Annotated in this window: 20 protein-coding genes and 1 riboswitch; of the genes, 14 read left to right on the forward strand and 6 right to left on the reverse strand. The window is 60.3% G+C overall.

Going from position 1 to position 24,438, the window contains the following annotated elements:
• The 7 genes from LCH64_RS07480 (at nucleotide 1) to LCH64_RS07510 (ending at nucleotide 8,358) form a co-directional block, all read left to right on the forward strand.
• Nucleotides 1-852 (forward strand): DUF3800 domain-containing protein, encoded by an 852-nt coding sequence (locus LCH64_RS07480; RefSeq protein ID WP_226499878.1) that lies wholly within the window; start codon nucleotides 1-3, stop codon nucleotides 850-852.
• Between the two features lie 225 nt (nucleotides 853-1,077).
• Nucleotides 1,078-2,835, forward strand: coding sequence for a carbamoyltransferase (locus tag LCH64_RS07485; protein WP_003221021.1), 1,758 nt, complete (start codon nucleotides 1,078-1,080; stop codon nucleotides 2,833-2,835).
• Nucleotides 2,819-3,949: a glycosyltransferase gene (locus LCH64_RS07490; protein ID WP_226499879.1), complete on the forward strand. Its 1,131-nt coding sequence runs from the start codon at nucleotides 2,819-2,821 to the stop codon at nucleotides 3,947-3,949. The genes LCH64_RS07485 and LCH64_RS07490 overlap by 17 nt, the downstream gene beginning before the upstream one ends.
• The gene (locus LCH64_RS07495) at nucleotides 3,949-4,845 is read left to right on the forward strand and encodes an antimicrobial resistance protein Mig-14 (protein ID WP_003221025.1); all 897 of its coding nucleotides are present in this window, start codon (nucleotides 3,949-3,951) and stop codon (nucleotides 4,843-4,845) included. The genes LCH64_RS07490 and LCH64_RS07495 overlap by 1 nt, the downstream gene beginning before the upstream one ends.
• A gap of 8 nt (nucleotides 4,846-4,853) precedes the next feature.
• Nucleotides 4,854-6,290 carry a PIG-L family deacetylase gene (locus LCH64_RS07500; protein WP_226499880.1) on the forward strand — a complete coding sequence of 479 codons (1,437 nt, stop codon included), beginning with the start codon at nucleotides 4,854-4,856 and terminating at the stop codon, nucleotides 6,288-6,290.
• Entirely contained in the window at nucleotides 6,287-7,441 is a 1,155-nt protein-coding gene (locus tag LCH64_RS07505; protein ID WP_226499881.1) for a glycosyltransferase family 4 protein, read from the forward strand. Before LCH64_RS07500 ends, LCH64_RS07505 begins: the two co-directional genes overlap by 4 nt.
• A gap of 32 nt (nucleotides 7,442-7,473) precedes the next feature.
• On the forward strand, nucleotides 7,474-8,358 hold the full coding sequence (locus LCH64_RS07510) for a glycosyltransferase (RefSeq protein WP_226499981.1): 885 nt from the start codon (nucleotides 7,474-7,476) through the stop codon (nucleotides 8,356-8,358).
• Between the two features lie 69 nt (nucleotides 8,359-8,427).
• On the opposite strand, the gene LCH64_RS07515 is transcribed toward LCH64_RS07510, so the two are convergent.
• On the reverse strand, nucleotides 8,428-10,293 hold the full coding sequence (locus LCH64_RS07515) for an O-antigen ligase family protein (protein WP_226499882.1): 1,866 nt from the start codon (nucleotides 10,291-10,293) through the stop codon (nucleotides 8,428-8,430).
• 154 nt (nucleotides 10,294-10,447) lie between these two features.
• Here LCH64_RS07515 and msbA point away from each other — a divergent pair, with 154 nt between their 5' ends.
• The 5 genes from msbA (at nucleotide 10,448) to LCH64_RS07540 (ending at nucleotide 16,629) form a co-directional block, all read left to right on the forward strand.
• Complete coding sequence (gene msbA / locus LCH64_RS07520; protein WP_103485539.1) at nucleotides 10,448-12,250, forward strand: lipid A export permease/ATP-binding protein MsbA; 1,803 nt, start codon at nucleotides 10,448-10,450, stop codon at nucleotides 12,248-12,250.
• Nucleotides 12,251-12,539: 289 nt separating this feature from the next.
• Complete coding sequence (gene hldE / locus LCH64_RS07525) at nucleotides 12,540-13,961, forward strand: bifunctional D-glycero-beta-D-manno-heptose-7-phosphate kinase/D-glycero-beta-D-manno-heptose 1-phosphate adenylyltransferase HldE (protein WP_103485537.1); 1,422 nt, start codon at nucleotides 12,540-12,542, stop codon at nucleotides 13,959-13,961.
• A gap of 127 nt (nucleotides 13,962-14,088) precedes the next feature.
• Entirely contained in the window at nucleotides 14,089-15,063 is a 975-nt protein-coding gene (locus tag LCH64_RS07530) for a glycosyltransferase (RefSeq protein ID WP_226499883.1), read from the forward strand.
• A 3-nt stretch (nucleotides 15,064-15,066) separates the two neighbouring features.
• Complete coding sequence (locus LCH64_RS07535; RefSeq protein WP_226499982.1) at nucleotides 15,067-15,768, forward strand: hypothetical protein; 702 nt, start codon at nucleotides 15,067-15,069, stop codon at nucleotides 15,766-15,768.
• Between the two features lie 60 nt (nucleotides 15,769-15,828).
• The gene (locus LCH64_RS07540) at nucleotides 15,829-16,629 is read left to right on the forward strand and encodes a hypothetical protein (RefSeq protein WP_103521892.1); all 801 of its coding nucleotides are present in this window, start codon (nucleotides 15,829-15,831) and stop codon (nucleotides 16,627-16,629) included.
• Nucleotides 16,630-16,632: 3 nt separating this feature from the next.
• On the opposite strand, the gene LCH64_RS07545 is transcribed toward LCH64_RS07540, so the two are convergent.
• From LCH64_RS07545 to LCH64_RS07560, 4 genes are all read right to left on the reverse strand, one after another.
• Nucleotides 16,633-17,598 (reverse strand): metal ABC transporter ATPase, encoded by a 966-nt coding sequence (locus tag LCH64_RS07545; RefSeq protein WP_103485534.1) that lies wholly within the window; start codon nucleotides 17,596-17,598, stop codon nucleotides 16,633-16,635.
• 31 nt (nucleotides 17,599-17,629) lie between these two features.
• Nucleotides 17,630-18,442 carry an aldo/keto reductase gene (locus LCH64_RS07550; protein WP_226499884.1) on the reverse strand — a complete coding sequence of 271 codons (813 nt, stop codon included), beginning with the start codon at nucleotides 18,440-18,442 and terminating at the stop codon, nucleotides 17,630-17,632.
• A complete protein-coding gene (locus tag LCH64_RS07555) occupies nucleotides 18,439-19,614 on the reverse strand; it encodes an FAD-dependent oxidoreductase (RefSeq protein ID WP_226499885.1) in 1,176 nt (391 codons plus the stop codon). Before LCH64_RS07555 ends, LCH64_RS07550 begins: the two co-directional genes overlap by 4 nt.
• 204 nt (nucleotides 19,615-19,818) lie before the next feature.
• Nucleotides 19,819-20,151, reverse strand: coding sequence for a multidrug efflux SMR transporter (locus LCH64_RS07560; protein ID WP_003221050.1), 333 nt, complete (start codon nucleotides 20,149-20,151; stop codon nucleotides 19,819-19,821).
• A 102-nt stretch (nucleotides 20,152-20,253) separates the two neighbouring features.
• Between LCH64_RS07560 and LCH64_RS07565 the strand changes: the two genes are divergently transcribed.
• The gene (locus LCH64_RS07565) at nucleotides 20,254-21,156 is read left to right on the forward strand and encodes a LysR family transcriptional regulator (protein ID WP_045122268.1); all 903 of its coding nucleotides are present in this window, start codon (nucleotides 20,254-20,256) and stop codon (nucleotides 21,154-21,156) included.
• A gap of 11 nt (nucleotides 21,157-21,167) precedes the next feature.
• On the forward strand, nucleotides 21,168-22,442 hold the full coding sequence (waaA, locus tag LCH64_RS07570) for a lipid IV(A) 3-deoxy-D-manno-octulosonic acid transferase (RefSeq protein WP_103522585.1): 1,275 nt from the start codon (nucleotides 21,168-21,170) through the stop codon (nucleotides 22,440-22,442).
• A 147-nt stretch (nucleotides 22,443-22,589) separates the two neighbouring features.
• Here waaA and LCH64_RS07575 read toward each other — a convergent pair whose 3' ends face one another.
• A complete protein-coding gene (locus LCH64_RS07575; protein WP_003221054.1) occupies nucleotides 22,590-24,023 on the reverse strand; it encodes a TolC family outer membrane protein in 1,434 nt (477 codons plus the stop codon).
• A gap of 206 nt (nucleotides 24,024-24,229) precedes the next feature.
• Nucleotides 24,230-24,335, forward strand: a riboswitch (TPP riboswitch).
• The last annotated feature ends 103 nt before the right edge of the window (nucleotides 24,336-24,438 follow it).

A 24,438-nucleotide genomic window follows, 5' to 3' on the forward strand; every position in this document is an offset into this window, starting at 1 on the left:
TTGCAGTTTTCTCTGTTTGAAAACCAGAGCGAGTCGCAAACGATTCTTGAAGCGGCAGCGCTCTTGTATCCGTCCGGGAGATACAGCGACTACATCGTCTATGTTGATGAAAGCGGTGATCAAGGGATGCAGAAGCTGGATCCCTATTACCCGATATTCGTGCTTGCTTTTTGCGTCTTTCACAAAAGGCATTACTGCGAAAAGGTCATTCCGGCTGTCCAGAAATTCAAGTTCAACCATATGGGGCACGATCTGATCGTGCTGCATGAGCTCGAGATTCGAAAAGAAAAAGGAGCGTTCTCCAGCCTGTTCACTTCGAGAGTGCACAAGCATGCCTTTCTCGACGAATTGACCGGCATTATCGAGGCCATCAATTTCGTCCTTATCAGTTGCGTCATCGACAAGGTCTTGCTGCGTGAAAAGCAGGCATCTGCTGACAACCCCTACCACTTGGCTCTCGGTTTTTGTCTGGAAACGCATGAGTTTTTGCAGGAAAAGCATCAACATAAGGTGTTAACGCATGTGATTTTCGAGCGGCGAGGCAAGCGGGAGGATAACGAGCTTGAGTTGGAGTTTCGCAGGGTTTGTGGCGGGTCTAACCGACTGGGGGTTCAACTGCCGTTTGACATCGTCTTCGCCACAAAACAAGTCAATTCCACCGGATTGCAGCTGGCTGATCTTGTTGCAAGGCCCATCGGCATGAGTGTTTTGAGGGCGGGTCAGGAAAATCGCGCGTTTGATGTGCTCAGGCGCAAGTTCTATTGCAGCGGTGGGCGGAATAAAGTTGGGAAAGGTTTCGAGAACTGGGGGTTGAAGGTTTTCCCTCCCCCAGAAAGCGAAAAGCCCCGGTGATCTCACCGAGGCATTAGCGCCGACCGGGATCCCCCAGCCCATTTGCACGGAAGTCTATGTTGAGAGGCTCGGGAGTGTCAACGCGAAGGCCGGCCAGTTCCGCTAGAGGCTTGTCGGCGCTTTTACGCTATAATCCCGCCCTTTAGCTGTCTCTCGCCCGGTGCGAGGGCACATCAATTTTCAAGGCGCATCGCGCCTGAATGCAGACTAAAGAGGCTAGACCCTGTGGCATTGACGATTCTTGGCCTGTCCGGCGCCCTTAGCCATGACCCTTCAGCCGCCTTGTACATCGACGGCAAGCTGGTGGCGGCGGCTGAAGAAGAGCGCTTCGTCCGCGATAAGCATGCAAAGAACCGCATGCCCTACGAATCGGCGAAGTTCTGCCTGGAACAGGCCGGTATCAAGCCGTCCGACGTTGACGTGGTGGCGATTCCGTTCGCCCCGATCAGCCTGTTCGGCAAGGCCCGCTGGCACTACGCCAAGCGCTACTGGTACGCGCCGGATCGCGCCCTCGATGCGATCCTGATGGGCAACCGTCGCTACAAGCGCTATCGCAACAAGATCGTCTGGTGCCTGGAGCAGCTGGGTTTTGATCCGAAGAAGATCAAGATCGAGCCGGTCGAGCATCACCTGGCTCACGCTTCCAGCGCCTACCACTGCTCGGGTTTCAAAGAGAAAACCGCGATCCTCGGCATCGACGGCAAGGGCGAGTACGCCACGACCTTCTTCGGTTACGGCGAAAACGGCAAGATCCACAAGATCAAGGAATTCTTTGATCCGGACTCCCTCGGCGGGCTGTATGGCGCGATCACCGAGTTCCTCGGTTTCGAGATGCTCGACGGCGAGTTCAAGGTCATGGGCATGGCGCCGTACGGCGACGCCAGCAAATACGATTTCTCGCGCCTGGCCTCGTTCGAGAACGGCGAGCTGGTGATCAACACCGACTACGCTAACGTGATCGGCCTGCGTCGCTACAAGGAGAAGGGCAAGGGCTTCTACTTCTCGCCGAAGCTGATCGAGTGGCTGGGTCCGAAGCGCGAAGGCGACATCGCCGACGAGCCGTACATCCACTACGCCGCGAGCATGCAAGCGCTGTTCGAGAAACTGGCGTTGCAGATGATCGACTACTACCTGGGCGACGTGCTCAAGGAAACCGGCAAACTGGCCTTCGCCGGTGGCTGTGCGCTGAACGTCAAGCTGAACCAGAAAATCATCGCCCGCGATGACATCAAGGAACTGTTCGTGCAACCGGCGTCCGGCGATGCCGGCACCGCGGTGGGCGCAGCGGCCTATGTGTCTCACGCCCGAGGCGTGCCGGTCGAGAAGATGGAACACGTCTACCTCGGCCCGTCGTACAGCAACGAAGACGTGATCGCTGCGTGCGCCCGTCACGAGAACAAGCCGACCTGGCGCAAGCTCGACAACATGCCGGAGCAGATCGCCAAAATCATGGTCGATGGCAACCCGGTGGCCTGGTTCCAGGGCCGCATGGAGTTCGGCCCGCGTGCGCTCGGTGGTCGTTCGATCATCGGTTGCCCGAGCGTGGCCGGTGTGGCTGACCGCATCAACCACCAGATCAAGTTCCGCGAGCGCTGGAGGCCTTTCTGCCCGTCGATGCTCGACACCGTTGCGCCACAGATGATCAAGATCGATCACCCGGCGCCGTTCATGACCTTCACCTTCGAAGTGGCGGAAGAGTGGAAGACCCGCGTGCCGGAAGTGGTTCACGAAGACGGCACTTCCCGTGCCCAGGTCCTGAAGCGCGAATACAATCCGCGCTACTACGACATGATGAAGGCGCTGGAAAACCTCACCGGCAACGGCGTGTCGCTGAACACCTCGTTGAACCGTCGTGGTGAACCGATGATATGCTCGCCGACCGACGCCCTGAACATGTTCTTCGGCTCGGATCTACAGTATCTGATCATGGAAGATATTCTGGTGGTCAAAGAGGGCGCAAACGCTTATGACACGCTCGGCTGAACGCCATGTGCTGCAGTTCTGTCACGGCTATGACGGGCCGTTCCTCGACTGCGCACGGCAGTATGCCAGCCTGTTCGCGGGCACCGGTTATCGGGTGACCACGGTCTTTCTGACCGGGGTCGCCGATAGCGAGGTGGCCGCCGCGTGTGCTTCCGATGAAGTGTTGTTCATGGAATACAGTTCCAAGGCCATTCGTGGCCTGAAGCTGGGCGCCATCGGCGATCTTCGCAAGATCGCCGCTTCACGCAATTTCAGTTTCTGCATCGCCCATCGCTTCAAGCCGATCTATATCGCCTTGCTCGGCACTTCGCTGCCGGTGATTGGCGTGCACCACGCGTTTGACGATTACAAACGCGGCACGCGCAAGCTGTTCGCGCACATTTTCCGCAAGCGCCTGAGCCTGCTCGGCGTGTCCGATGCGGTGCGCGACGACATGCGTCGTTGCCTGCCGAAATGGCCGTCGACCCGCATCCAGACCCTGTACAACCGCATCGACGTACCGGCCTTGCAGGCCAGTCAGGTGTCGGCCCGCGAAGCGCGCGAGACCCTCGGGCTGGCGGCGGATGCGTTCATTGTCGGCAACGTCGGGCGGCTGCACCCGGACAAGGATCAGGCGACGTTGCTGCACGGTTTTGCCGCGGCGTTGCCCGGTCTGCCGGGCAACAGTCAACTGGTGATTCTCGGCAAGGGCCGTCTGGAGCAGGATCTCAAGGAGTTGGCGCGCGAGCTGGGTATCGGCGATCGTGTCTTGTTCCTCGGTCAGGTGCCGGACGCGCGCAATTACTTCCGGGCTTTCGATGTGTTTGCGCTGAGCTCCGATCACGAACCGTTCGGCATGGTGCTGCTCGAAGCCATGGCTGCTGGCGTGCCGTTGCTCGCCACGGCGAGTGCCGGGGCCAAGGAAGTGGTCGAAGGTGTGGGCATTCTGTTCCCGCTGGGTGATGCCGAACACCTTGCGCAAGGTCTGCAGCATTTGGCCGGTATGGATGATCAGCAGCGCCGGCAGTGCGCCGAGCTGATGCTCGATCGCCTGCGTGAGCGTTTCTCCGACCGTGCGGTGCGCGACACCTTCTGGCGTCTGCCGCAAGTTACCGATCTGGCACCGAGGGGCTGATGCTCAACCGATTTCAAGGCTGGCGCGAACGTGGCTGGTCGCCCGTTGACGCCTCCACCTATGCCACCGCCTGGCAGCGTTTTGGCGGCAGCGTCGCGACGCATCCTATGGTGGTCGAGCGTCTGGCCGATCTGGCCGGCATCCCGGTGCGCTATCTGGCTTGGGAGCAGGGCGGTGACGTCAAAGCGGCGATCCCGACCTGGGGCCGCGATCTGGCGCTGTCCAAAGACGTGCTCAAGCGCAACGGCAAGAAAGGCCTGTTCGACCTCGGCAATGCCGAGCTGATCCTGCCGGCCGCCGCCGATGTCCAGGCGCCGTTGCGCCATCGCGCACGCTATCTGTCGGCGCTCAACGAAAGCCGTTTCAGCGGCATGAAGTTGCAGACCGAGCAACTGGCCATGGCCCGCACCCCCGAAGAACTGTCGAAGAAGTTTCGCTACAACCAGCGCCGCGAACTGCGCCTGCTGGAAGAGGCGGGTGGTGTGGTGCGTCCGGTCGGCGAGTTCTCCAGCGCCGAACTGGCGGCGATCTACTGTGATCTGTTCCAGCGCCGCTGGGGCTTCCCGGCCACCGGCGCGGCGCGCATGGCCGAAGTCATCGAGCTGCTGCGCGAGCTGCTGATCGGCTCGGTGATTTTCCTCAACGATGCACCGATCGCTATTCAACTGGTGTACCGCGTCGAAGCGCCGGAGTGGATCAGCGTCGAATACATCAACGGCGGCGTTGACCCCGAGACCCGCGAATTCAGTCCGGGCAGCGTGTTGAGCTTTCTCAATACGCAAAGCGCCTGGGAGCATGCGCGGGCACTGGACAAGCCACTGCGGTTTTCCTTCGGTCGCGCCGACCGTGAATACAAGGATCGCTGGTGCAATCCTGTGCCGGTGTTCACTGTATGAGTCAGCCCATGAGCCGTAAACAGCAACTGCTCAAGCGTCATCGTCGCAATAAACGCATCACCTTGTTGATCGCCCTGGTCGTGTTGATCGCGCTTGGCGTGCTGGTGAAGTGGTGGTTGCCGCTGGTGCTCGCGGTAATTGGCTGGGTCGCCCATGAGGCGTGGTTTGCCGATCACCTGTTCTATTCGCCGAAAGACGATTACCAATACAGCTTTCCGCCGTTCACACCGCAGCCGAAGGTGCATTTGAGCGGCGAGCAATTGCGTCTGGACGAGGGCGTGATGCTGGTCGACGACGCGACGTTGATCCTTGCGATAAAGGTCAAAAGCACTTGGCTGGGACGTTTTCTCGATCCACGCGTCGAACTGCTCGGCGGGACGCATCCTGATGCACAAACCTTCGAGCGCGGGGTCAATGGCCTGCGTTACCTGAACCTCAGCGGTCAGGCTCAAGCCTTGGCGCAAGGTCAGTTGCGCTTGCGCGGGCGCTTCTGCCGGGTGTCCGGCGAGCCGGTGCTGTGGGCGCTGGAGCAGCCGGATTACCGCCGTCAGCGGGTGATGGTGATTGCCCCGCACGCCGACGATGCCGAACTGGCGGCTTATGGCTTGTACAGCCAGGCCGACGAAGCCTGGATTGTCACCCTGACCGCTGGCGAGATCGAAGCCGAACACTATCAACAGATGGGCATGAGCAAGGTCGAGGCGGCACGGCTCAAGGGCCGGCTGCGCGCCTGGGACAGCCTCGCCGTACCGCGTTGGGCCGGGGTGCCGCAGGAACATTGCGTGCAGCTCGGTTACTTCTGCCTGCAACTGGCAGCGATGCAGGCTGCGCCGAATCAGGCAGTGGGGTCGCGCGAAGCCGAGCTGAACGACACGCGATTGTTTCGCCAGTTGAATCCGTTCACCTTGCCCGGAGATGCCGATGGCGCGCCGACCTGGAACAACCTGCTGGCCGACCTGCGTGAAGTGCTGCTGCGCGCACGTCCGGAGGTGATCGTGCTGCCGCATCCGACCCTCGATCCGCATCCCGATCACCTCTGCGCCCAGCAAGCGGTGTTGCAGGCGCTGCACGGTCTCGACTGGCAGCCGACGCTGCTCGGCTACGCCAACCATCTGCATGACAACGACCGCTGGCCGATGGGCAACACCGGGCAGGGCATCGCTTTGCCGCCGGCCTTCGATTCGGCAGTACCGATGCAGCCGCTGTGCCTGCCGCTGTCCATCGAGTTGCAACGCGACAAGGCCATGGCGCTGGGCATGATGCATGACTTGCAGCCGCCGGCACCGTTCAAGCGTCGCCTGCGCCGGGTGATCCAGCGCGTGTTGGCCGGTCGGGCCGCGTCGGTATACGGCGAAAACGAATTTTTTCGAAAAGCCGTCAGGCGCCAGGAGTTGTTCTGGCTTCTGCAGCACGGTGAGACAGGCGTCCAGCGGGGAGAGTCATGAGTCAACGGTTCAAGGTGTTGCAGCTGCAACCCGACTACAACGTCAAAGCCCATGACTTTGCCGACCTCGCCGAGCAGATCGTCAAGGCATTGCCGAGCGAGCGCTATGAGATCACCGCCGCTTTCCTGCGCGGCAAACCGGGGCCGGGCGAGCCGGTGAGCCGCGCCGACCATTCGGTGTACTTCGAGTTTTCCGACAAGTCGCTCAAGGGCATGCGCCTGCGGGCGATGTGGCAGTTGTACAAGTTCTGTCGCCGGGAAAAGTTCGACGTGGTGATCTGCAATCGCTTCAAACCGGTGAACATGATGCTCGCGCTCAACCGCTGGTTGAAGGTGCCGCTGTGCATTGGCATCTCCCACGGTTTCGGCGAATATGATCGCTTCTACCGGCGTCGGCAGACCCAGCGCCTGATCGATCGGCACTGGCGCTTCGTCGGTGTGTCGCCGGCGGTCAAACAGTACCTGCTCGATTGCGACTGCGGCTTCACCGACCAGAACACTTACGCCATTACCAACGCGATTGATATCGAGCAGGCCGAGGGCTTGCAACACAGCCGCGAAAAAGCTCGCGAGTTGTTGGGGCTCGACCCGAATGTCCGATTGATCGGCGCATTGGGGCGGCTGGTGTCGGTCAAGGGTCACACCTATCTGTTGCAGGCCTTCGCCGCACTGAAGGACAAATACCCGAACACTCAACTGGCAATCATCGGTGCCGGACGCCTGCAAGCGCCGCTGGCGACCGAGATTGAGCAACTGGGCCTGAGCGGTCGAGCACACCTGCTGGGCTTCAAGGAAAACGCTCTGCAATACGTGCGCGCGTTCGACATCTGGACCATGCCATCGCTGGCTGAAGGTCTGGGCCTGGCGTTGCTTGAAGGCATGAGCGGGCACCTGCCGGTGATTGCCTCGAACGTGCCGGCGATGTTGCCGCTGATCGAAGGTGCCGGTGGTCTGGCGGTCACGCCCAAGGATGTACCGAGTCTGGTCGCCGCGCTGGATACCTATCTCGCGCTGTCGGACGATGAACTCAAGGCCAAGGGCGAACAGGCCTACCGCTATCTGCAGGAACAACACGACATCGAGGTGTTCCGTCAGGAATACCTGGACCTGATCGACTCTGGCCTCGAACAGGCCCGCAAGGAACAGCCGTGAGCGTAGAGAAAGCCTTGAGCGAAGAAAGAGCCATGAGCGAAGCCAACGCTCTCGTCACCGTGATCATCGCCTCGTACAACCACGGTCCGTACATTGAGGAAAGCATCCTCAGCGTCCTCAACCAGAGCTACAAGAACATTGAGCTGCTGGTGATCGATGACGGTTCGAAGGACGACAGCGTCGAGCGCATCAGCGCGTTGCAGGCGCAGTACGGTTTCGATTTTCGTGTGCAACAGAATCAGGGCCTGACCAATACCCTCAACGGCGCTATCGCCCGTGCAAAGGGCAGCCTGATTGTGCCGTTCGGCTCCGACGACATCATGTATCCGGAGCGGATCGCCATTCAGGTTGCACACATGGACGGCAAGCCCGAGGTCGGAATCTGTGCCGGCAATATCGAGCTGATGCACGCTGACGGTAGCCTTTATCCAGAAAAGCGTCAGCGTCGCGATGTGCCTTTTCGCCGCCTCGATTTCGATGACATGTTCCTGGAGCGCAAGCCGTATCCGCCAGCGCCGACGCTGATGATTCGACGCGAAGCGCTGGACAAGGTCGGGGGGTTTGATCCGACGATTCGTCTTGAAGACCTGTACATCGAGCTGAAGGTGACCCACGCCGGGTACTTCATCGACGGTTTGAATGTGGTGATGGCGCGCTACCGCAAGCACGCCACCAACTCGTACAAGAACAACCGCTTCATGACTGAAAACATCCTGCGCACCTACGCATTGTTCAGCGAGCATCCGCTGTACGACTTCGTGCGCTACCGGTTTCTCAGCTCGATGTTCCTCAAAGTCTCCAACCGCGATCGCCAATTCGCCAGAGAGCTGCTGGCGCAGATTCCGTTCAAGGCCTGGAACAAGAAAACCTGGCGCGGTCTGGCGCGGATGTACTTTTCTCCCCTGGAAAAAAGCTGAGCCTCGCCGCTCGCCATTGGCGAGCGGCTTAGGTCGTGTTCGGCTGTTCGGAATACGACCAGCCAACGACTATTTCAGTGCAGGGGTCGCTGGGTCGCCGGCCAGTACTTGCCTGCGCAATTTATCCACAGCGGATGACGATGCCGTCACGGCATAGCCCGCCAGCAGCGCATCGAGGTGATCCTCGAACAACCAGCGCTTGTCCACGGTGTAGCGTTGCATGTGGCGTAAATTGCGCTGGCGTAGCGAGTTGCTCAAGGCGCTCGGGTAGACGTACAGGTCCGCCAGATCGATCAAGCCGAACTCTCCGTCCTCCAGCACCAGCACGTTGCCCAGATGCAGGGAGCGGAAGTACACGCCCTTGTCATGCAGTTGTGCCATGAACCTGCCGAAGCGTTCCACCAATGCCTGGCGAACGGCCGGCGCGGTGATGCTCTGCAGTACCTGGCGCAGGGTATGCCCCGGCAATGGCGCGTAGTGCACAGCGCTGCTGCGGTCCTCCAGTCGATACAGATTGAGTACCTGCGGGGTGGGAATCCCCCTCTGGCGCAACTGTTCGCTATTGACGGCGAAGCGTTCGGAGTACGGGTTGAAACTGCCTGAGGTGTACCAGCGCCGGCGTCGGAACAGCTTGAGAAAGGTGCCGTCATTCAGGCGCAGGACCTTGGGCCCCAGGCCATCCTCTTCGATCACTTGGGCGTCCGCACCCAGCCGCTGAAGCTCGGTTGCCGAGAGTGTCTGCACGGGCAATGTCAGCAGGCGCCGCGCGCGCTGGTTGATGCTCAAGGCGGCGATCAGGGCCAGTGGGATCCACAGCAGGAACCAGTGTTCCTTGGGCCGCGAGATGATCCCGCCCCCTTCGGTCAGGCCGGCACCGATGCCGAACACCAGCCAGGTCGAAGCAAGGATCAGCAGCGGCTGCACACGCTGACGCCAACTGCTCAGCAGCCCCCAGGCCAGAAAGAACAGCCAGGGCAGCAAGCCGAGGATGCCGACGTAATAAAGAACGCCCAGGACAAAACTGTGCGGCTCCTCAAAGTTCACCCCGATGCCTGGATCGACGCTCAGTTCGGCGCTGTAGCCATGACCGATCCACGGATGCTCGGCAATCATGTGCAGCACTTTTTGCCAGATTTCGAGCCGGAAGGAATCGCCACGTTCCAGGATCATGTGTGAGAACACGGTCACCACGGCAACACCGCTGACCAGCAGCGCCCCCAGCATGCCCAGCGAACGCCGATTCCAGCAGATGAAGCACAGCCACAACGCTGCCAGGGTCAGGGCGACCAGCGGGGTGCGGGAGCCGGTGCCGATCACCGCCATGAACATGATCGCCATCGCCGGAACGCTCAGCCACATTAACTGGCGGCGCTTGCAGGTCATGGTCACGGCCAGCCAGTAAGTGCAGAAGAACCCGAACAAGTGCGAGCTGAGCAGCGGGTTATCGAACGCGCCGCCACCGATCAGGCGCATGCCCGGTGCATACTCCCGGGCGAACGTGAACAGAAAAAAGATCGTCGCAATCAGTGCGACCAGTGCGGCGGCGAACATCAAGGGTTGCAGGATGTCGCTGCGATAGCGCACCAGCAGATAGCTCCCGGCAAACAGCATCAACGTGTGCAGCGGCGGTTTGATTGTGCCGCCGAAGGATTCGCCTTCGGGGCCCCAGATCACACTGAGCAGCGCCCAGGCGACGAATATGAGGACGGCAATGATGATGGGCTCGCGCAGCAGTTCCTTCAGCTCCCTTGGGCGCAGGCACAGCGCAAACAGCGCTGGAATGCTGAACAGGCCGTAATAGATTTTGTGCAGTGAGCTGCGTCCGGGCAAAAAGAACAATGCGCACAGGAGCAAAAGATAGCCAACTGGAAGAATCCAAAGGCAAATGAAATCGAAGATTCGATTGGACGTACTGCTGAAGCTGCGAAGTTGCATGCTGTGAGATTCAATCCTGAAGTTGATCGACCATTCGAGTGATGGCTATTTAATGCTGAAAAAGATGCTTAACAATAACAGCCTTTCGCCGATTGCCAGAACCCAGAAGAAGCTGTGCTAAAGTCAGCGTCCTTTTTATCGACTTTCGCGTGATATGACCGACTCCAGTCCCGCCGCAAGCCCATCGAGCTTGAAAATCTACTTCCGCCTGCTCGGCTATGTCCGGCCTTACATCAGTCTGTTCCTGATCAGCATCGTCGGCTTTCTGATTTTCGCTTCGACCCAGCCGATGCTTGGCTACATCCTCAAGTATTTTGTCGACGGCCTGTCCAACCCTGAAGCGGTGCTGTTCCCCTCCGTGCCGTACCTGCGTGACCTGCAACTGCTGCAGGCCGTGCCGCTGCTGATCATCCTGATCGCCGCCTGGCAGGGGCTGGGATCTTATCTGGGCAACTATTTTCTGGCCAAGGTTTCCCTCGGCCTGGTGCATGACTTGCGGGTGCAATTGTTCAACAACCTGCTCGTGCTGCCCAACCGCTACTTCGACAAACATAACTCCGGTCACCTGATTTCGCGCATCACTTTCAACGTGACCATGGTCACGGGGGCGGCAACCGATGCGATCAAGGTCGTAATCCGTGAAGGCATGACGGTGATCTTCCTGTTTGCCTCGCTGCTGTTCATGAACTGGAAGCTGACCCTGGTGATGGTGGCGATCCTGCCGCTGATCGCCGTGATGGTGCGCACTGCGAGCAAGAAATTCCGCAAGCAAAGCAAGAAAATCCAGCTGGCGATGGGTGACGTCACGCACGTGGCCTCGGAAACCATCCAGGGTTACCGTGTGGTACGCAGCTTCGGCGGCGAAGTCTACGAGGAAAAACGCTTCCTCAAGGCCAGCCAGAGCAACACCGACAAGCAACTGCGCATGACCCGCACCGGTGCCATCTACACGCCGATGCTGCAACTGGTGATCTACACCGCGATGGCCGTGTTGATGTTCCTCGTGCTCTATTTGCGCGGCGATGCTTCGGCCGGTGACATGGTTGCCTACATTACCCTCGCGGGCCTGTTGCCCAAGCCGATTCGTCAATTGTCCGAAGTCAGCTCGACCATCCAGAAAGGCGTGGCCGGTGCCGAGAGCATCTTCGAACAACTGGATGTCGAGCCGGAAGTCGATACCGGTACCGTCGAGCGCGACTCGGTCACCGGTCGCCTGGATGTGCGCAATCTGAGCTTCACCTATCCTGGCACCGAACGTCAGGTGCTGGACGACATCAGCTTCTCGGTCCAGCCCGGGCAGATGGTGGCACTGGTCGGTCGTTCGGGCAGCGGCAAGTCGACGTTGGCCAACCTGATTCCTCGCTTCTACCACCACAACAAAGGCGAAATCCTTATCGATGGTGTGGAAGTCGAACAGTACAAGTTGCTGAACCTGCGCCGTCATATTGCCCAGGTCACGCAGCACGTGACGTTGTTCAGCGACACCGTGGCCAACAACATTGCCTATGGCGATCTGGCTGGTGCGCCGCGCGAAGACATCGAGAAAGCCGCGCGTGATGCCTACGCGATGGATTTCATATCGCAACTGCCCGAAGGCCTCGACACTCAGGTCGGCGAGAACGGCGTGCTGCTGTCCGGTGGTCAGCGCCAGCGTCTGGCTATTGCCCGTGCACTGCTCAAAAACGCGCCGCTGCTGATTCTCGACGAAGCCACCTCGGCACTCGACACCGAATCCGAGCGGCACATTCAGGCGGCACTGGACCAAGTGATGAAGGGGCGCACCACACTGGTGATTGCGCACCGTCTCTCGACCATCGAGAAAGCCGATCTGATTCTGGTCATGGATCAGGGGCGAATCGTCGAACGCGGCACCCACGACGAACTGCTGGCACAAAACGGTTATTACGCTCGTCTGAACGCCATGGGGCTCGACGCTCCGGCCGAAGATATCGCCTGAACCCACTGCAAATCTGGCGGGAGATCATTGTTCGGGGCTTTGCCCGGAATACTGGTCTCCCGTTTTATCTGGTATCGAGATCTTCATCTTCCTTGTCCAGACCGAATAAATTCCGCCGCCGCGCTGACTTGGGTTCCTCGAAGAACTTTGACGCTTGTCGAGGGCTGGCAAGTGTTCAAAAGAGCCAGCAAGGCCTATAGCTGTTTCATACTGTTGCAGCCTGCACACAAGCCTGCGCCAACCCTGTGTTAATATCGCGCCCCTGTTCATTTTGTATGTGGGTTGCTCCATGAAGTTGTCCATGCCGCGATTCGATCAAGCCCCAGTCTTGGTGGTCGGCGATGTCATGCTCGACCGTTACTGGCATGGTGGAACCTCACGGATTTCCCCTGAGGCACCGGTTCCGGTCGTAAAAGTCGAGCAAATCGAAGACCGCCCGGGCGGTGCTGCCAACGTTGCCTTGAACATTGCCGCGCTGGGCGCGCCGGCGTCACTGGTCGGTGTGACCGGTGATGACGAAGCCGCCGACAGCCTGAGCAACAGTCTCAAGGGCGCGGGCGTGCGTGCCCTGTTCCAGCGCATTGCGCATCAGCCGACCATCGTCAAGCTGCGGGTCATGAGCCGGCACCAGCAATTGCTGCGTATCGACTTCGAAGAACCGTTTGCAACCGATGCGCTGGCCTTGGCTTCGCAGGTCGATGATCTGCTCGAAGGCATCAAGGTGCTGGTGCTGTCGGACTACGGCAAAGGCGCGCTGAAGAATCATCAGGCCTTGATTCAGGCGGCTCGTGCCAAAGGCATTCCGGTGCTGGCCGATCCCAAGGGCAAGGATTTTTCGATCTACCGTGGCGCCAGTCTGATCACGCCGAACCTCAGCGAATTCGAAGCCATCGTCGGCGGTTGCGCCGATGAGCACGAACTGGTGAGCAAGGGCGCAGCCCTGATGCACGACCTGGAGTTAGGTGCACTTCTGGTGACCCGTGGTGAGCACGGGATGACATTGTTGCGCCCTGATCATCCGGCGCTACACTTGCCGGCTCGCGCCCGTGAGGTGTTCGATGTGACCGGCGCTGGTGATACGGTGATTTCCACCCTGGCGGCGGCGATTGCTGCCGGTGAAGAGCTGCCTCACGCAGTCGCGCTGGCCAACCTGGCGGCGGGTATTGTCGTTGGCAAACTGGGTACGGCGGCGATCAGTGCGCCGGAGTTGCGCCGCGCGATTCAGCGCGAAGAAGGTTCCGAACGCGGTGTACTGGGTATTGAACAGTTGCTGCTGGCAGTCGACGACGCTCGGGCGCATAACGAGAAAATCGTCTTTACCAACGGGTGTTTCGATATTCTCCATGCGGGTCACGTGACTTATCTGGAGCAGGCGCGGGCTCAGGGCGATCGCCTGATCGTAGCAGTCAACGATGACGCCTCGGTCAGCCGGCTGAAAGGGCCTGGGCGACCGATCAACAGCGTTGACCGGCGCATGGCGGTACTCGCTGGTCTGGGCGCCGTCGACTGGGTTATCAGCTTCCCGGAAGGTACCCCGGAAAACCTGTTGCGCGAGGTCAAGCCGGACGTACTGGTCAAAGGTGGGGATTACGGAATCGACCAAGTGGTCGGTGCCGATATCGTGAGCGCTTACGGCGGCACCGTAAAAGTACTCGGGCTGGTGGAAAACAGTTCGACTACGGCGATTGTCGAAAAGATTCGCAGTCGTTGATGTGAAGAGTCATGAGTGTTTTGAACCGTGCGGGAGCGCACGTTGTCATGGGGATTCATTCGTTCCATCAAAGCTGGGGCCAAATACCGTTGCGCGCGCCAGCTTTTGTCACCCGGTAATTTAATTTATGAAAGTCATGCTCCTGGTTATGGACGAGCAGCGAGTCATTCTGGACCGGTTGTACGAAATCGTGCAGCAGAACTGCGATGAATGCGTCGTCTACCGTTTGAGCAAGCAGCAGCAGATGAACCTGGGACCGTTCCTGGCATCTGTGGAGTATCAGACTTTCGATCGTGTTGTGATTTTCACGCGAGTCAAACGCGTCGTGCGTCAGTTGCGGGTGCTCAAATGCATTCCCGGCCTGATCTTCCTCGAACACGACGCGTACCAGAACTACATGCCCGAGAGTAAGTACCGCGGTGTGTATTCACGGCTGTACAAGCGACTTCCCGCGTGCCGGGCGTTGGTGTCCGGGGCGGTGGTCGCCCGCAAGATGCAGGCTGAAGGCATTGATACGGTGTTTGTATCCAAGGGCTATGACGAGCAGATGCTGCGTAATACCGGCACCGAGCGCGACATTCCACTGGGTTTTCTCGGCAGTCTGAAAAGCACCGAGTACGCACTGCGCAAAGCACTGCTGGAATCGCTTTCGCAGCGCACCGGGTTGCTGGTGACACGCACCAATTCCGGCGCTGAATACCTGGAAACGCTCAATCGCATCAGGATCTTCGTCAGTGCCGACATCGGCATGAATGAGTTCATGATCAAGAACTTCGAGGCAATGGCGTGCGGTTGTGTGCTGCTGGCGTGGAGTCAGGGAGAAGAGGACCGTCTGCTGGGCTTCGAGGACATGCACAACACGGTGTTCTATCGCAGCGAAGACGAGGCCGTGGAGAAGATCCGGCTCCTGCAAAGCAATCCGCAGCTCGCCGATCGCATTGCCCGCAATGGTCAGGCATTTGCCGAAGACCGCTACTCCTTTGCCCGTGTCGGGCGCACCCTCGCTGCCGAAATCCAGCGCGAAATGCGTCCGTGGCAACCACCCTCGGCATTTTCGCGGCTATGGGTCAAGTTACGCTATGGGATGAAGGTGCCGGGTTAAATGATGGAGCATCAAGCGCCACGAACCGTTGCGCCCATGGCGCTGGATGCACTGCCAGGCGGTCATCAATCAGTGACTCAGGCATTGCCGCACGCCTTGATCGACTGTCTGCGTCGAGCACCACGGGTGCTACTTATTGCCAACAACCCAGCCATCACCCAGGCCGACGTCGACCGATTGGCCATCAACGCCAATGATGTGGTGGTCAGTTTCAATACCTGCGTCAAAGCGTCTTTGCTCAACCCGCAGAGCGTCAACCTGTTTGTTCATGGTTTCAATGCGCCGGACGCCTACTTCTTCGGCCTCCCTCCCGGCCCGGAGGTGCAGCGGCTGATCGAGCAGGGTGGACGGTGTTTCACCCTGCTGGTGGGCGCCACTGGGGCGATGTGTCCGATCCCGGGCGTCGCCCTTTTCTGGGAGCGTATTCCGCTGCCGCCCTTGTGGAATTATCCGGTGGAGCGTCCAGGCGGCAAGCGCTTTGTAGGGCCGTCCACGGGATTCAATGCGCTGGTGCTGCTGGACTGGTTGCGCGGGCAGGGCGATTACAACTACCAGCTCATGACGCTCGGTTTCTCCAACGAAGCGGGCAAACTGTGGAGCGGCCATGCCTGGGACTATGAGCGGCAATGGCTGCTGCAATCAGACGTGATCACCGTGCCGCTGTTGCCGCGTCCCTGGTGGCAGCGGTGGTTCCGCCGTCGCTAAACAATGCGACATTCGCGGAGCGGGCTCGCGGTTGGTTTTACTTATAAAAGGTGTGGTCGAGTGTTGAACATTGCGGTGGCGTTTTTCGGGATTCCAAGGAACTCGGACATCTGTTTCCCTTCCATCGAGCAAAACGTTCTGGCGCAATTGCCAGCCGACTGCAATGTGCAGTGTTTCTACCATCTGTATCAGGTTGGCGAGGTCAGCAACGCAAGGTCCGGCGAGCAGGGTGAGCTTGCGGCTGACAACTATCGGCCTTTCGAGTCGATGAAGGGCGGCATCACCGCTACCGACGGCGTGCTGGAGCGCTGGGATTTCGAACGGGTAAAAACCCTCGGCGACACTTGGAATGACGACTACGCCTCGCTGCGCAACCTGATTTATCAGCTCAATTCGCTGCACACCGTGACCACGATGATTGAGGCGTTCAATCCGGATTTCGTGGTGTTCGTGCGCCCGGACAATTTCTTTCACACGCCGTTGCCGGCCTACATGTTCAATCAGCCCGATGCCCGTCGACATAACGTCTACATACCTGACTGGCAGTGGTGGGGCGGGCTGAACGACCGCTTTGCCGTCTGTGGGCGCGACACTTACAGGGCATATGGCAAAAGAATCGAGCGCATCTTCGACTTCTGCAAGGAGACGGGCAGGAAGCTGCATTCCGAGCGTCTGCTCAAGTTTGCCATGCAGCGGGCAGATGCCAGGGTCTGCACGCTGCCGACCCAGGCGTCACGCGTGCGGATCAATGGTGCGTTTGCCGAGGAGTCGTTTTCGCCCAAGCGGGGCATGGGCAAACGCGAGAATCGCTACTTTCACTGGTTCGCCACGTTGCGCACGTTCATGGACCGTCGACGCTAAACGCTATTTGCTCTGGCGACGTTTAACCAGACCGACCAGCTTCAGTGCCTTGAGGCTCAATTGTCTGAGACTGGTGCGGGGTGCTTTTGGCGTCGCCAGCCCCTGCGCCACGAGCCAGTCTTTCCAGCGAATCCGCTCGTCACGCACCAGCCAGCCATCCTGTCTGGCAAAGCTTTCGGCCAGATACAGACCGCGTGTGCCTGCCGGAGACAGCTGACCTTTCTTCAAGGTATACAGCTCGGCCAGCGGTTCGCCGTCCTGCAACGGCATCAGGTACAGATCGGGGCGCTTGCGGTCCAGTCGCGCGACAAGCTGATCGCCTTCCAGTCGCTCATCGACGTGAAACAGGCTCAAGGATTTGACTTCCTTGGGCACCTCCAGGCGCAAGTCATAGATCAGTTGCAGCGATGCGGTTGGGAGATGCACGTAGGCCCGCGGCCGTTCGAGCAATTGCAGATTGGCGCAGCGCACCGGCCGCGCCGAACCGGAGTGTGGCGTCAGGCGAAATGGCAGGGCCTCTCGATAATGCAGGGCGGACGAGTAGGGTGCGGGTAGCCAGGTGTCGTTGAAGCGTCCGCCGAGCCAGCCTTCCGGGGTTTCCAGCAGACACTCTTCGGCGATTTCCTGAATCGCCGTGTGCAACGGGATGTTCAGTTCTTGAGCGGGCACGTAACCGGAAATCAGCTTGAGCACCACATCGCCACGATCCTGCCGACGCTGGCGCACCAGCACCCAGTAATCGCGATTCTGCCAATGCAGGGTCAGGCGCACCGAGACCCCGAGGTTGGCCAGCTCCACCGCGAAGCGCTCGGCATCCGCCACGCTCACCGGTTTGCGCCGTTGCAGGGTCTGGGCGAAATTCAGCGGCATGCCGACGCTCTGATATGTCAGGCCTTCGGGCGTGGCCTCGACGAACAGCGGCAGTGTCTTGAAGTTGCTCGGGTTCTTTCTGATGAGCGTGCGCGGCATGTCGGCTCCTGCTTAAGGCCGCGGGGCGGCGTCAGTGACCACGAAGGACCTGGGCAACGGTCGCAACGTTATGGGCGAGGTGCAGCGGATTGATCGTCCCGACAATAGCACTGGCCACACCGGGCTGTTGGAACAACAACTCGAAGCTGGCGCGCACCGGATCCACGCCCGGACTCAGGCACACATGGCCGCTGGCCAGGGCTTTTTTCACCAGAATGGCTTTGCCGTGGGCAGCAGCATAGTCAATGACTGCCTTCTCGTTCTGTTCGTTCAGATTGTAGGTGACCATCGCGCAGTCCCCTTGCTCCAGCGCCTTGAGTCCGCCCTCGACCGTTTTGCCGGAGAAGCCGAAGCCGCGAATCTTGCCCTCGGCCTTGAGTGCGGCGAGGGTGGCGTAGACCTCTTCGTCCTCAAGGATGGCCATGTCGTTGCCGTCGGAGTGCACCAGCACCAGGTCGATAAAATCGGTTTCAAGACGTTGCAGGCTGCGCTCGACCGACATCCGTGTGTGTGCGGCGCTGAAGTCATGGCGCGACAGGCCGTCGGCAAACTCTTCGCCGACCTTGCTGACGATCACCCAGTCCTGCCGCTGGCCGCGCAACAGCGGGCCGAGGCGTTCTTCGCTGCGCCCGTAGGCCGGCGCGGTGTCGATCAGGTTGATGCCCAGCCCTTTGGCCTGATTGAGCAGCATGCGTGCCGCGTCATCGTCGGGGATCTGGAAGCCGTTGGGGTATTTCACCCCTTGGTCGCGGCCGAGTTTGACCGTGCCCAGGCCCAGCGGTGAAACCATCAGACCGGTGCTGCCCAGTGGGCGATGCAGTTCGTGCAGGGTAGGGACGCTCATGGCAACAATTGCTCCCAGGCCGGTACGCCCATCGGTGGTTTTGGCAATGCCGGCAACGGCTCGGTCGGTTGCGGCTGGATGCCGTCGCGCTGCAGCGAGGCAATAACGCGGTCGGCGAAGTCTGGCGCCAGTGCCAGTTTGGTCGGCCAGCCCACCAGCAGGCGACCCTGCTCGGCGAGGAAGGCGTTGTCCGGACGGCTCAAGCCAGTTTGCAGCGGCTCGGCGCGATCCACGCGCAAGGTCGCCCATTGCACCTGGCTCAGGTCGATCCATGGCAGCAACTGGCCGAGTTCTTTCTGCGCGGTGGCGATCTGCTCGGCCGGCTCGCGGGCCACGCCATCGCTTTCGGCAATGTCGCCGCCCAGATACCAGACCCAGTTGCCATCAGCGGCCGGGTGAGTGGTGACGGTGATGCGCGGCTTGGTGCCACCGCCCAGACAATGGGCGTACAACGGCTTCAGGCTCGGGCCCTTGGCGATGATCATGTGCAGCGGCCGACGCTGCATTGCCGGTTGGGTCAGGCCCAAGTCTTCCAGCAATCGGGCGGTACCGGCACCGGCACTGAGGACGATGCGCTGGGCGCGAATCTCGCGGCCGTCGACCTTCAGGCCGACCAGTACACCCGCTTCCAGCAGCGGCTCGATGGTTTGTCCGGCGAGCAGACCGTCACCGGCCAGATCGGCCAGGCGCTGAATCAGGCTTGGCACGTCGACCACCAACTCGGCGAGGCGGTAGACCTTGCCCTTGAAGCGTTTGTCTTGCAGGGCCGGCGGCAGTTGCTCGCCCTTGACCTGATCGACCCGGCCACGCACGGCTTTGCTCGCGAAGAAACTGGTGAGGTTGCCGGCGAGGGTGCCGGGCGACCACAGGTAATGCGCTTCGGACAGCAGGCGCACGCCGGACAGATCCAGCTCGCCGTTGCCGGCCAGCGCTTCACGCCAGCGGCGCGGCATGTCGGCGATGGCTTCCGAGGCACCGGTCAGCGCACCGTGCAACGCATACTTGGCGCCGCCGTGGATGATGCCCTGGGACTTCACACTCTGCCCGCCGCCGAGGCTGGCGCTTTCCACCAGCACGGTCGAAAAACCCTGGCGGCGCAGACGCGCATTCAGCCAGAGGCCGGCGACACCAGCGCCGACAATCAGAACGTCGGTGGAAATAACGGATGGCATGCAGCGACCTCAGTGTTCAAGACGAGGGCGCAGTATACAGACTCGGGAAAGCGGGGGATTTGTCGATGATCAACAGGGCAGATGCAAAACCAGATGTGGGAGCGGGCTTGCTCGCGAATACGGTATGTCAGTTAACAGAAATGTTGTCTGATAAACCGCATTCGCGAGCAAGCCCGCTCCCACAGGAATTTGCGTTACTTCAAATTAATGACCGGCAGTTTTCGAGAACAGCTGGATGACCACCACACCGAGCACGATCAACGCCATTCCGAGCATCGCCGGCACATCCAGCTTCTGCCCATAAATGAACAGCGCCGCGACGCTGACCATCACGATGCCCATACCGGCCCACACGGCGTAGGCAACACCCACCGGCACAGTGCGCACCACCAGAGTCAGCATCCAGAAAGCGATCCCGTAGCCGACGATGACCAGAATCAGCGGCAGCGGGGTGCTCAAGCCTTTGACCGCTTTCATCGAAACGGTGGCGATCACTTCGGCGCAGATGGCGATAGCCAGGAAGGCGTAGGCGTTCATGTGTAGATCCTCATGTAAAACGTTGCTTGCTGAGGCGGCATTCTAGTCGCTCGCCAGATGGGGTAAAGTCATTACCTATCTGTTTTAAAGATGGGCTGCAGCATGAATACCCAGTGGAATCTCGATCAACTGCGCGCCTTCGTCAGCGTCGCCGAGCAACGCTCGTTCTCCGCCGTGGCGCGCCAGCAGCGCAAGGCGCAGTCGGCGATCAGCAGCGCCATCGCCATGTTGGAGGACGATTTGGGTGTCAGCCTGTTCGAGCGTAGCAGTGGTCGCCAGCCCCGGCTCACCGAAGCGGGGGAAGCACTGCTCGAAGAGGCGCGCGAAGTGTTGCGCCAATGCGCGCGTCTGAACGGTCGGGCGATGGCAATGATGCGCGGCCAGGAAGCGCAGTTGCGCGTGGCGCAGGATGAAGCCATGCCCTATCAGGCACTGGTAGAAAGCTTCGATGCGCTGGCCGAGCAATTTCCCAGTCTCGAAGTGCAACTGACCAGCGCCGCCCAGGGTGAAGTCGCACGCAAACTGGTCGAGCGTCGCGCCGATCTGGGCCTGCTGTTCTATCACGATGAAATCCCCGAAGCGCTGGAACGACGGGTACTGGGCCGGGTGGAAATGGTCACCGTCTGCGGGATCAACCATCCGCTGGCGACGCAGTCCTACGTCACCTGCCAGCAACTGGCGCAGCATCGGCAATTGCTGATGTCGACGCAAACCAGCGTCTACCCCGGCAACGAACCGGCCAGCCCGCAAGTGTGGCGCGCCGACAGTTTCTATGTGATGGCCGAATGGCTGGTGCGCGATCTCGGTTGGGCGTGGCTGCCCCGGCATGTGGTGCAGTACTCGGCCTATCAGGGTTTGATGGTTGAACTGGACAGCGAATGGACCCCGCCGGCCTTGGTGGTGGAACTGGTCTGGCGCCGGGATGAACCCCTGGGGCCTGCGGCGCGCTGGCTGGCCGAACGTTTTGCCGTGCACTTGCGGGCGATTGGCGACAAAAGTCGATAAACTCCGCCGCCATGAATAGAACTCTCTACACCGCGCTGTTTTACCTGGGGCTGCCATTGGTGGCGATTCGGCTGTGGCTGCGCTCGCGCAAGGCCCCGGCGTATGCCAAACGAATTGGCGAGCGCTTCTCCTACGGGATGCCACCACTGCAACCCGGCGGGATCTGGGTGCACGCGGTGTCGGTGGGCGAAAGCATCGCCGCTGCGCCGATGATTCGCGCCTTGCTGCAACGTTATCCACAGCTGCCGATCACCGTGACCTGCATGACCCCGACCGGATCGGAACGGATTCAGGCGCTGTTCTCCAACGAGCCGCGCATCCAGCATTGCTATCTGCCCTATGACTTGCCGTGCGCAGCGGCGCGTTTTCTTGATCACGCCAAACCGAAACTGGCGGTGATCATGGAAACCGAACTGTGGCCCAACCACATTCATCAGTGCGCCAAACGCGGGATTCCAGTGGCATTGGCCAACGGGCGATTGTCCGAGCGCTCGGCCAAAGGTTATGGCCGCTTCAGCAAACTGACCGCGCCGATGCTTGCGGAGATGAGTTTTTTTGCGGTGCAGACCGAAGCCGAAGCCCAACGGTTCCGCGATCTTGGCGCGCGCCCGCAGACGGTCGAGGTCACTGGCTCGATCAAGTTCGATCTGACCATCGACCCGCAACTGCTGCAACGTGCCGCTGAGCTGCGCGGACAGTGGCAAGCGCTGGAGCGCCCGGTATGGATCGCCGCCAGCACCCACGAAGGCGAAGACGAGGTCGTGCTCGACGCCCATCGTCGGCTGCTGGCGAACTACCCGAATGCGCTGCTGATTCTGGTGCCGCGTCATCCCGAACGTTTCAACTCGGTGTTCGAGTTGTGCCAGCGTGAAGGCTTTGCCACGGTGCGCCGTTCGAGTGGTGCCAATGTCGAGGCGAACACTTCAGTGCTGCTCGGCGACACCATGGGCGAGTTGCTGTTTCTCTACGCGTTGGCTGACAGCGCTTTTGTTGGCGGCAGCCTGGTGCCGAACGGTGGGCACAATCTGCTGGAGCCGGCGGCACTGGCCAAACCGGTGATCAGTGGCCCGCACCTGTTCAACTTCCTCGACATCGCCGCGCAATTGCGCGAAGCCGGGGCGTTGGCCGAAGTGGATGACGCCGAAGGGCTGGCGGTGGCAGTGCAGCGGCTGTTCGAATTACCCCGCGATGCGCAACGCATGGCCGAGGCCGGGCTGGCGGTGATGCGCCGTAATCAGGGGGCGTTGCAGCGGTTGCTGGATGGGCTGGGCAGGTTGATTCGCTGATTTGCACTCAACCCCTGTGGCGAGGGAGCTTGCTCCCGTTGGGCAGCGCAGCTGCCCCAAGCCCTGATACATCGAGTTGCCAGGTTTACGACTGCTGCGCAGCCGAGCGGGAGCAAGCTCCCTCGCCACAGGTATCTTGTTTGCTGTTTACGGGCGCGCCTTGAGCTGTGCTTCGGCTGCCTTGGCCAGATCCGGCGGGAGGAAGTCCTTGTCCGGGTTGTAGTCGGGCTTCAGATAGCGCGCCAGGTCCTGCAAGTCACCCGGATTCAACGTTCCCGCTGCCTGCTTCAAACGCAGGTTGTCGAGGATGTAGTCGTAGCGGGTGTTGTTGTAGTTGCGCACCGAGGTGTACAGCTGACGCTGCGCATCGAGCACGTCGACGATGTTGCGCGTACCCACCTGATAACCGATTTCCGTGGCTTCCACCGCACTCTGGTTGGAGATGATCGACTGGCGGCGCGCCTGCACCTGCTCGACATCGGTGTTCACCGCGCGATGCAGGTTGCGGGTGTTTTCCACCACTTGCCGGCGCAGGGATTCGCGCTGTTGCTCACTCTGATCCAGCTGCGCATAGGACTGGCGCACTTGCGAACTGGTCAACCCGCCGCTGTAGATCGGAATGTTCAGTTGCAGGGCCAGGGTGCTTTGCTCGACGTTGCCACCGTACGGAGTACCGAAGGCGTTCGGGTTGGCGAAGCCGAGGGCGTCGTTGTCACCCTTTTCGTATTTGGCCACGGCATCGAGGGTCGGCAGGTGACCGGCCTTGCGCTGTTTGAGGGTCTGTTCGGCGGAGCTGACCGCAAAGTTGCTCGCCAGCAGATTGAGGTTCTGTTTGCCTGCGGTGTCGACCCAGGCCTTGGCGTCGTTTGGCGTCGGCGGCAGGATCGGCAGTGTGTGGACGATGCCCTGAATCGAGTTGTACTGACGGTTGGTCAGGGTGATCAGCGCTTCAAACGCATCATCCACCTGACGCTGAGCGACGATCCGGTTGGCGCGCGCGGTGTCGTAACTGGCCTGCGATTGCAGGACATCGGTCTTGTCCGACAGGCCGACATCGAAACGCTCGTTGGACTGATCGAGCTGACGCTTGAACGCGGCCTCTTCAGCCTTGGTCGAAGCCAGGTTGTCCTGACTGCGCAGCACGTTGAAGTAGCTTTCCGCCGATTGCAGGATCAGGTTCTGCTCGGTGGCCGAGAGTTGCAGGGCGGCCTGTTCGTTGACGTCCTTGGCGGCCTGGTACTGGAACCAGCGATCAGCGCGGAACAATGGCTGGGCCAGGGTCGCCTGATAGGAATGCGCGCTGCGATTGGCAATGGCTGAAGGCTGGTCGATCGAGGTACGCACGTCCGCCACTTCGGCGCCACCAGACAAGTTGGGCAGCAAGCCGGCGCGGGCCTGTGGCACCACTTCTTTCTGTGCACCGTACTGGGCGCGGGCGGCGGCCAGATCGGCGTTGTTGTCGACCGCTTCCTGATAGACGCTGACCAGATCGGTCTTGGTCGACAAGGGCGCTTCTGCTGCCCAGGCCATTGCGTTGGACGCACAAGACACGGCAAGAGCCAGTGAAAGTTTGCGCAGCATGAGGCGATCCCTAGCAAAAAATATTATGAAAATAATGTGCGCGCCAAGGCTACGGCGCGGCCCCGGCAGCGTCAAGGCGCGCAAGGCACAGCGAGTGTAGTTGTGCAAACGTGCGGCAACAATCCTGCAAGTCCCGCTAATTACGCCATTCATCAAGGTGTTTGCTGCGGTGTTGGCGTTCTTTGCCGGTTGTGTCTAGACTGGCCGGGTTCTTGTCGGGGTGCCTTGCTATGAGGCTGAGATCGAATAATTTCGGATCCCGTTGAACCTGATCAGGTTAGCGCCTGCGTAGGGAACAAGATTTCTCGTCACCCGGCGAGTCCTCTTGTGCTTCGTCCGGGAAATTGTTCGACAATCGAACGCTCGACGACGATGCACAGCACCAGTCCTGGTGCGTCCGTGCCTTTCAGGTTCT

This window comes from Pseudomonas sp. MWU16-30322 (assembly GCF_020515535.1).
Lineage (GTDB): Bacteria > Pseudomonadota > Gammaproteobacteria > Pseudomonadales > Pseudomonadaceae > Aquipseudomonas > Aquipseudomonas fluorescens_H.

What these genes read in the sequence shown, in the direction of transcription:
- LCH64_RS07490 (WP_226499879.1), top strand. Translation starts at nt 2,819, where the DNA reads ATGACACGCTCGGCTGAACGCCATGTGCTGCAGTTCTGTCACGGCTAT.
- LCH64_RS07495 (WP_003221025.1), top strand. Translation starts at nt 3,949, where the DNA reads ATGCTCAACCGATTTCAAGGCTGGCGCGAACGTGGCTGGTCGCCCGTT.
- LCH64_RS07500 (WP_226499880.1), top strand. Translation starts at nt 4,854, where the DNA reads ATGAGCCGTAAACAGCAACTGCTCAAGCGTCATCGTCGCAATAAACGC.
- LCH64_RS07505 (WP_226499881.1), top strand. Translation starts at nt 6,287, where the DNA reads ATGAGTCAACGGTTCAAGGTGTTGCAGCTGCAACCCGACTACAACGTC.
- LCH64_RS07510 (WP_226499981.1), top strand. Translation starts at nt 7,474, where the DNA reads ATGAGCGAAGCCAACGCTCTCGTCACCGTGATCATCGCCTCGTACAAC.
- LCH64_RS07515 (WP_226499882.1), bottom strand. Translation starts at nt 10,293, where the DNA reads ATGCAACTTCGCAGCTTCAGCAGTACGTCCAATCGAATCTTCGATTTC.
- msbA (WP_103485539.1), top strand. Translation starts at nt 10,448, where the DNA reads ATGACCGACTCCAGTCCCGCCGCAAGCCCATCGAGCTTGAAAATCTAC.
- hldE (WP_103485537.1), top strand. Translation starts at nt 12,540, where the DNA reads ATGAAGTTGTCCATGCCGCGATTCGATCAAGCCCCAGTCTTGGTGGTC.
- LCH64_RS07530 (WP_226499883.1), top strand. Translation starts at nt 14,089, where the DNA reads ATGAAAGTCATGCTCCTGGTTATGGACGAGCAGCGAGTCATTCTGGAC.
- LCH64_RS07535 (WP_226499982.1), top strand. Translation starts at nt 15,067, where the DNA reads ATGGAGCATCAAGCGCCACGAACCGTTGCGCCCATGGCGCTGGATGCA.
- LCH64_RS07545 (WP_103485534.1), bottom strand. Translation starts at nt 17,598, where the DNA reads ATGCCGCGCACGCTCATCAGAAAGAACCCGAGCAACTTCAAGACACTG.
- LCH64_RS07550 (WP_226499884.1), bottom strand. Translation starts at nt 18,442, where the DNA reads ATGAGCGTCCCTACCCTGCACGAACTGCATCGCCCACTGGGCAGCACC.
- LCH64_RS07555 (WP_226499885.1), bottom strand. Translation starts at nt 19,614, where the DNA reads ATGCCATCCGTTATTTCCACCGACGTTCTGATTGTCGGCGCTGGTGTC.
- LCH64_RS07560 (WP_003221050.1), bottom strand. Translation starts at nt 20,151, where the DNA reads ATGAACGCCTACGCCTTCCTGGCTATCGCCATCTGCGCCGAAGTGATC.
- LCH64_RS07565 (WP_045122268.1), top strand. Translation starts at nt 20,254, where the DNA reads ATGAATACCCAGTGGAATCTCGATCAACTGCGCGCCTTCGTCAGCGTC.
- waaA (WP_103522585.1), top strand. Translation starts at nt 21,168, where the DNA reads ATGAATAGAACTCTCTACACCGCGCTGTTTTACCTGGGGCTGCCATTG.
- LCH64_RS07575 (WP_003221054.1), bottom strand. Translation starts at nt 24,023, where the DNA reads ATGCTGCGCAAACTTTCACTGGCTCTTGCCGTGTCTTGTGCGTCCAAC.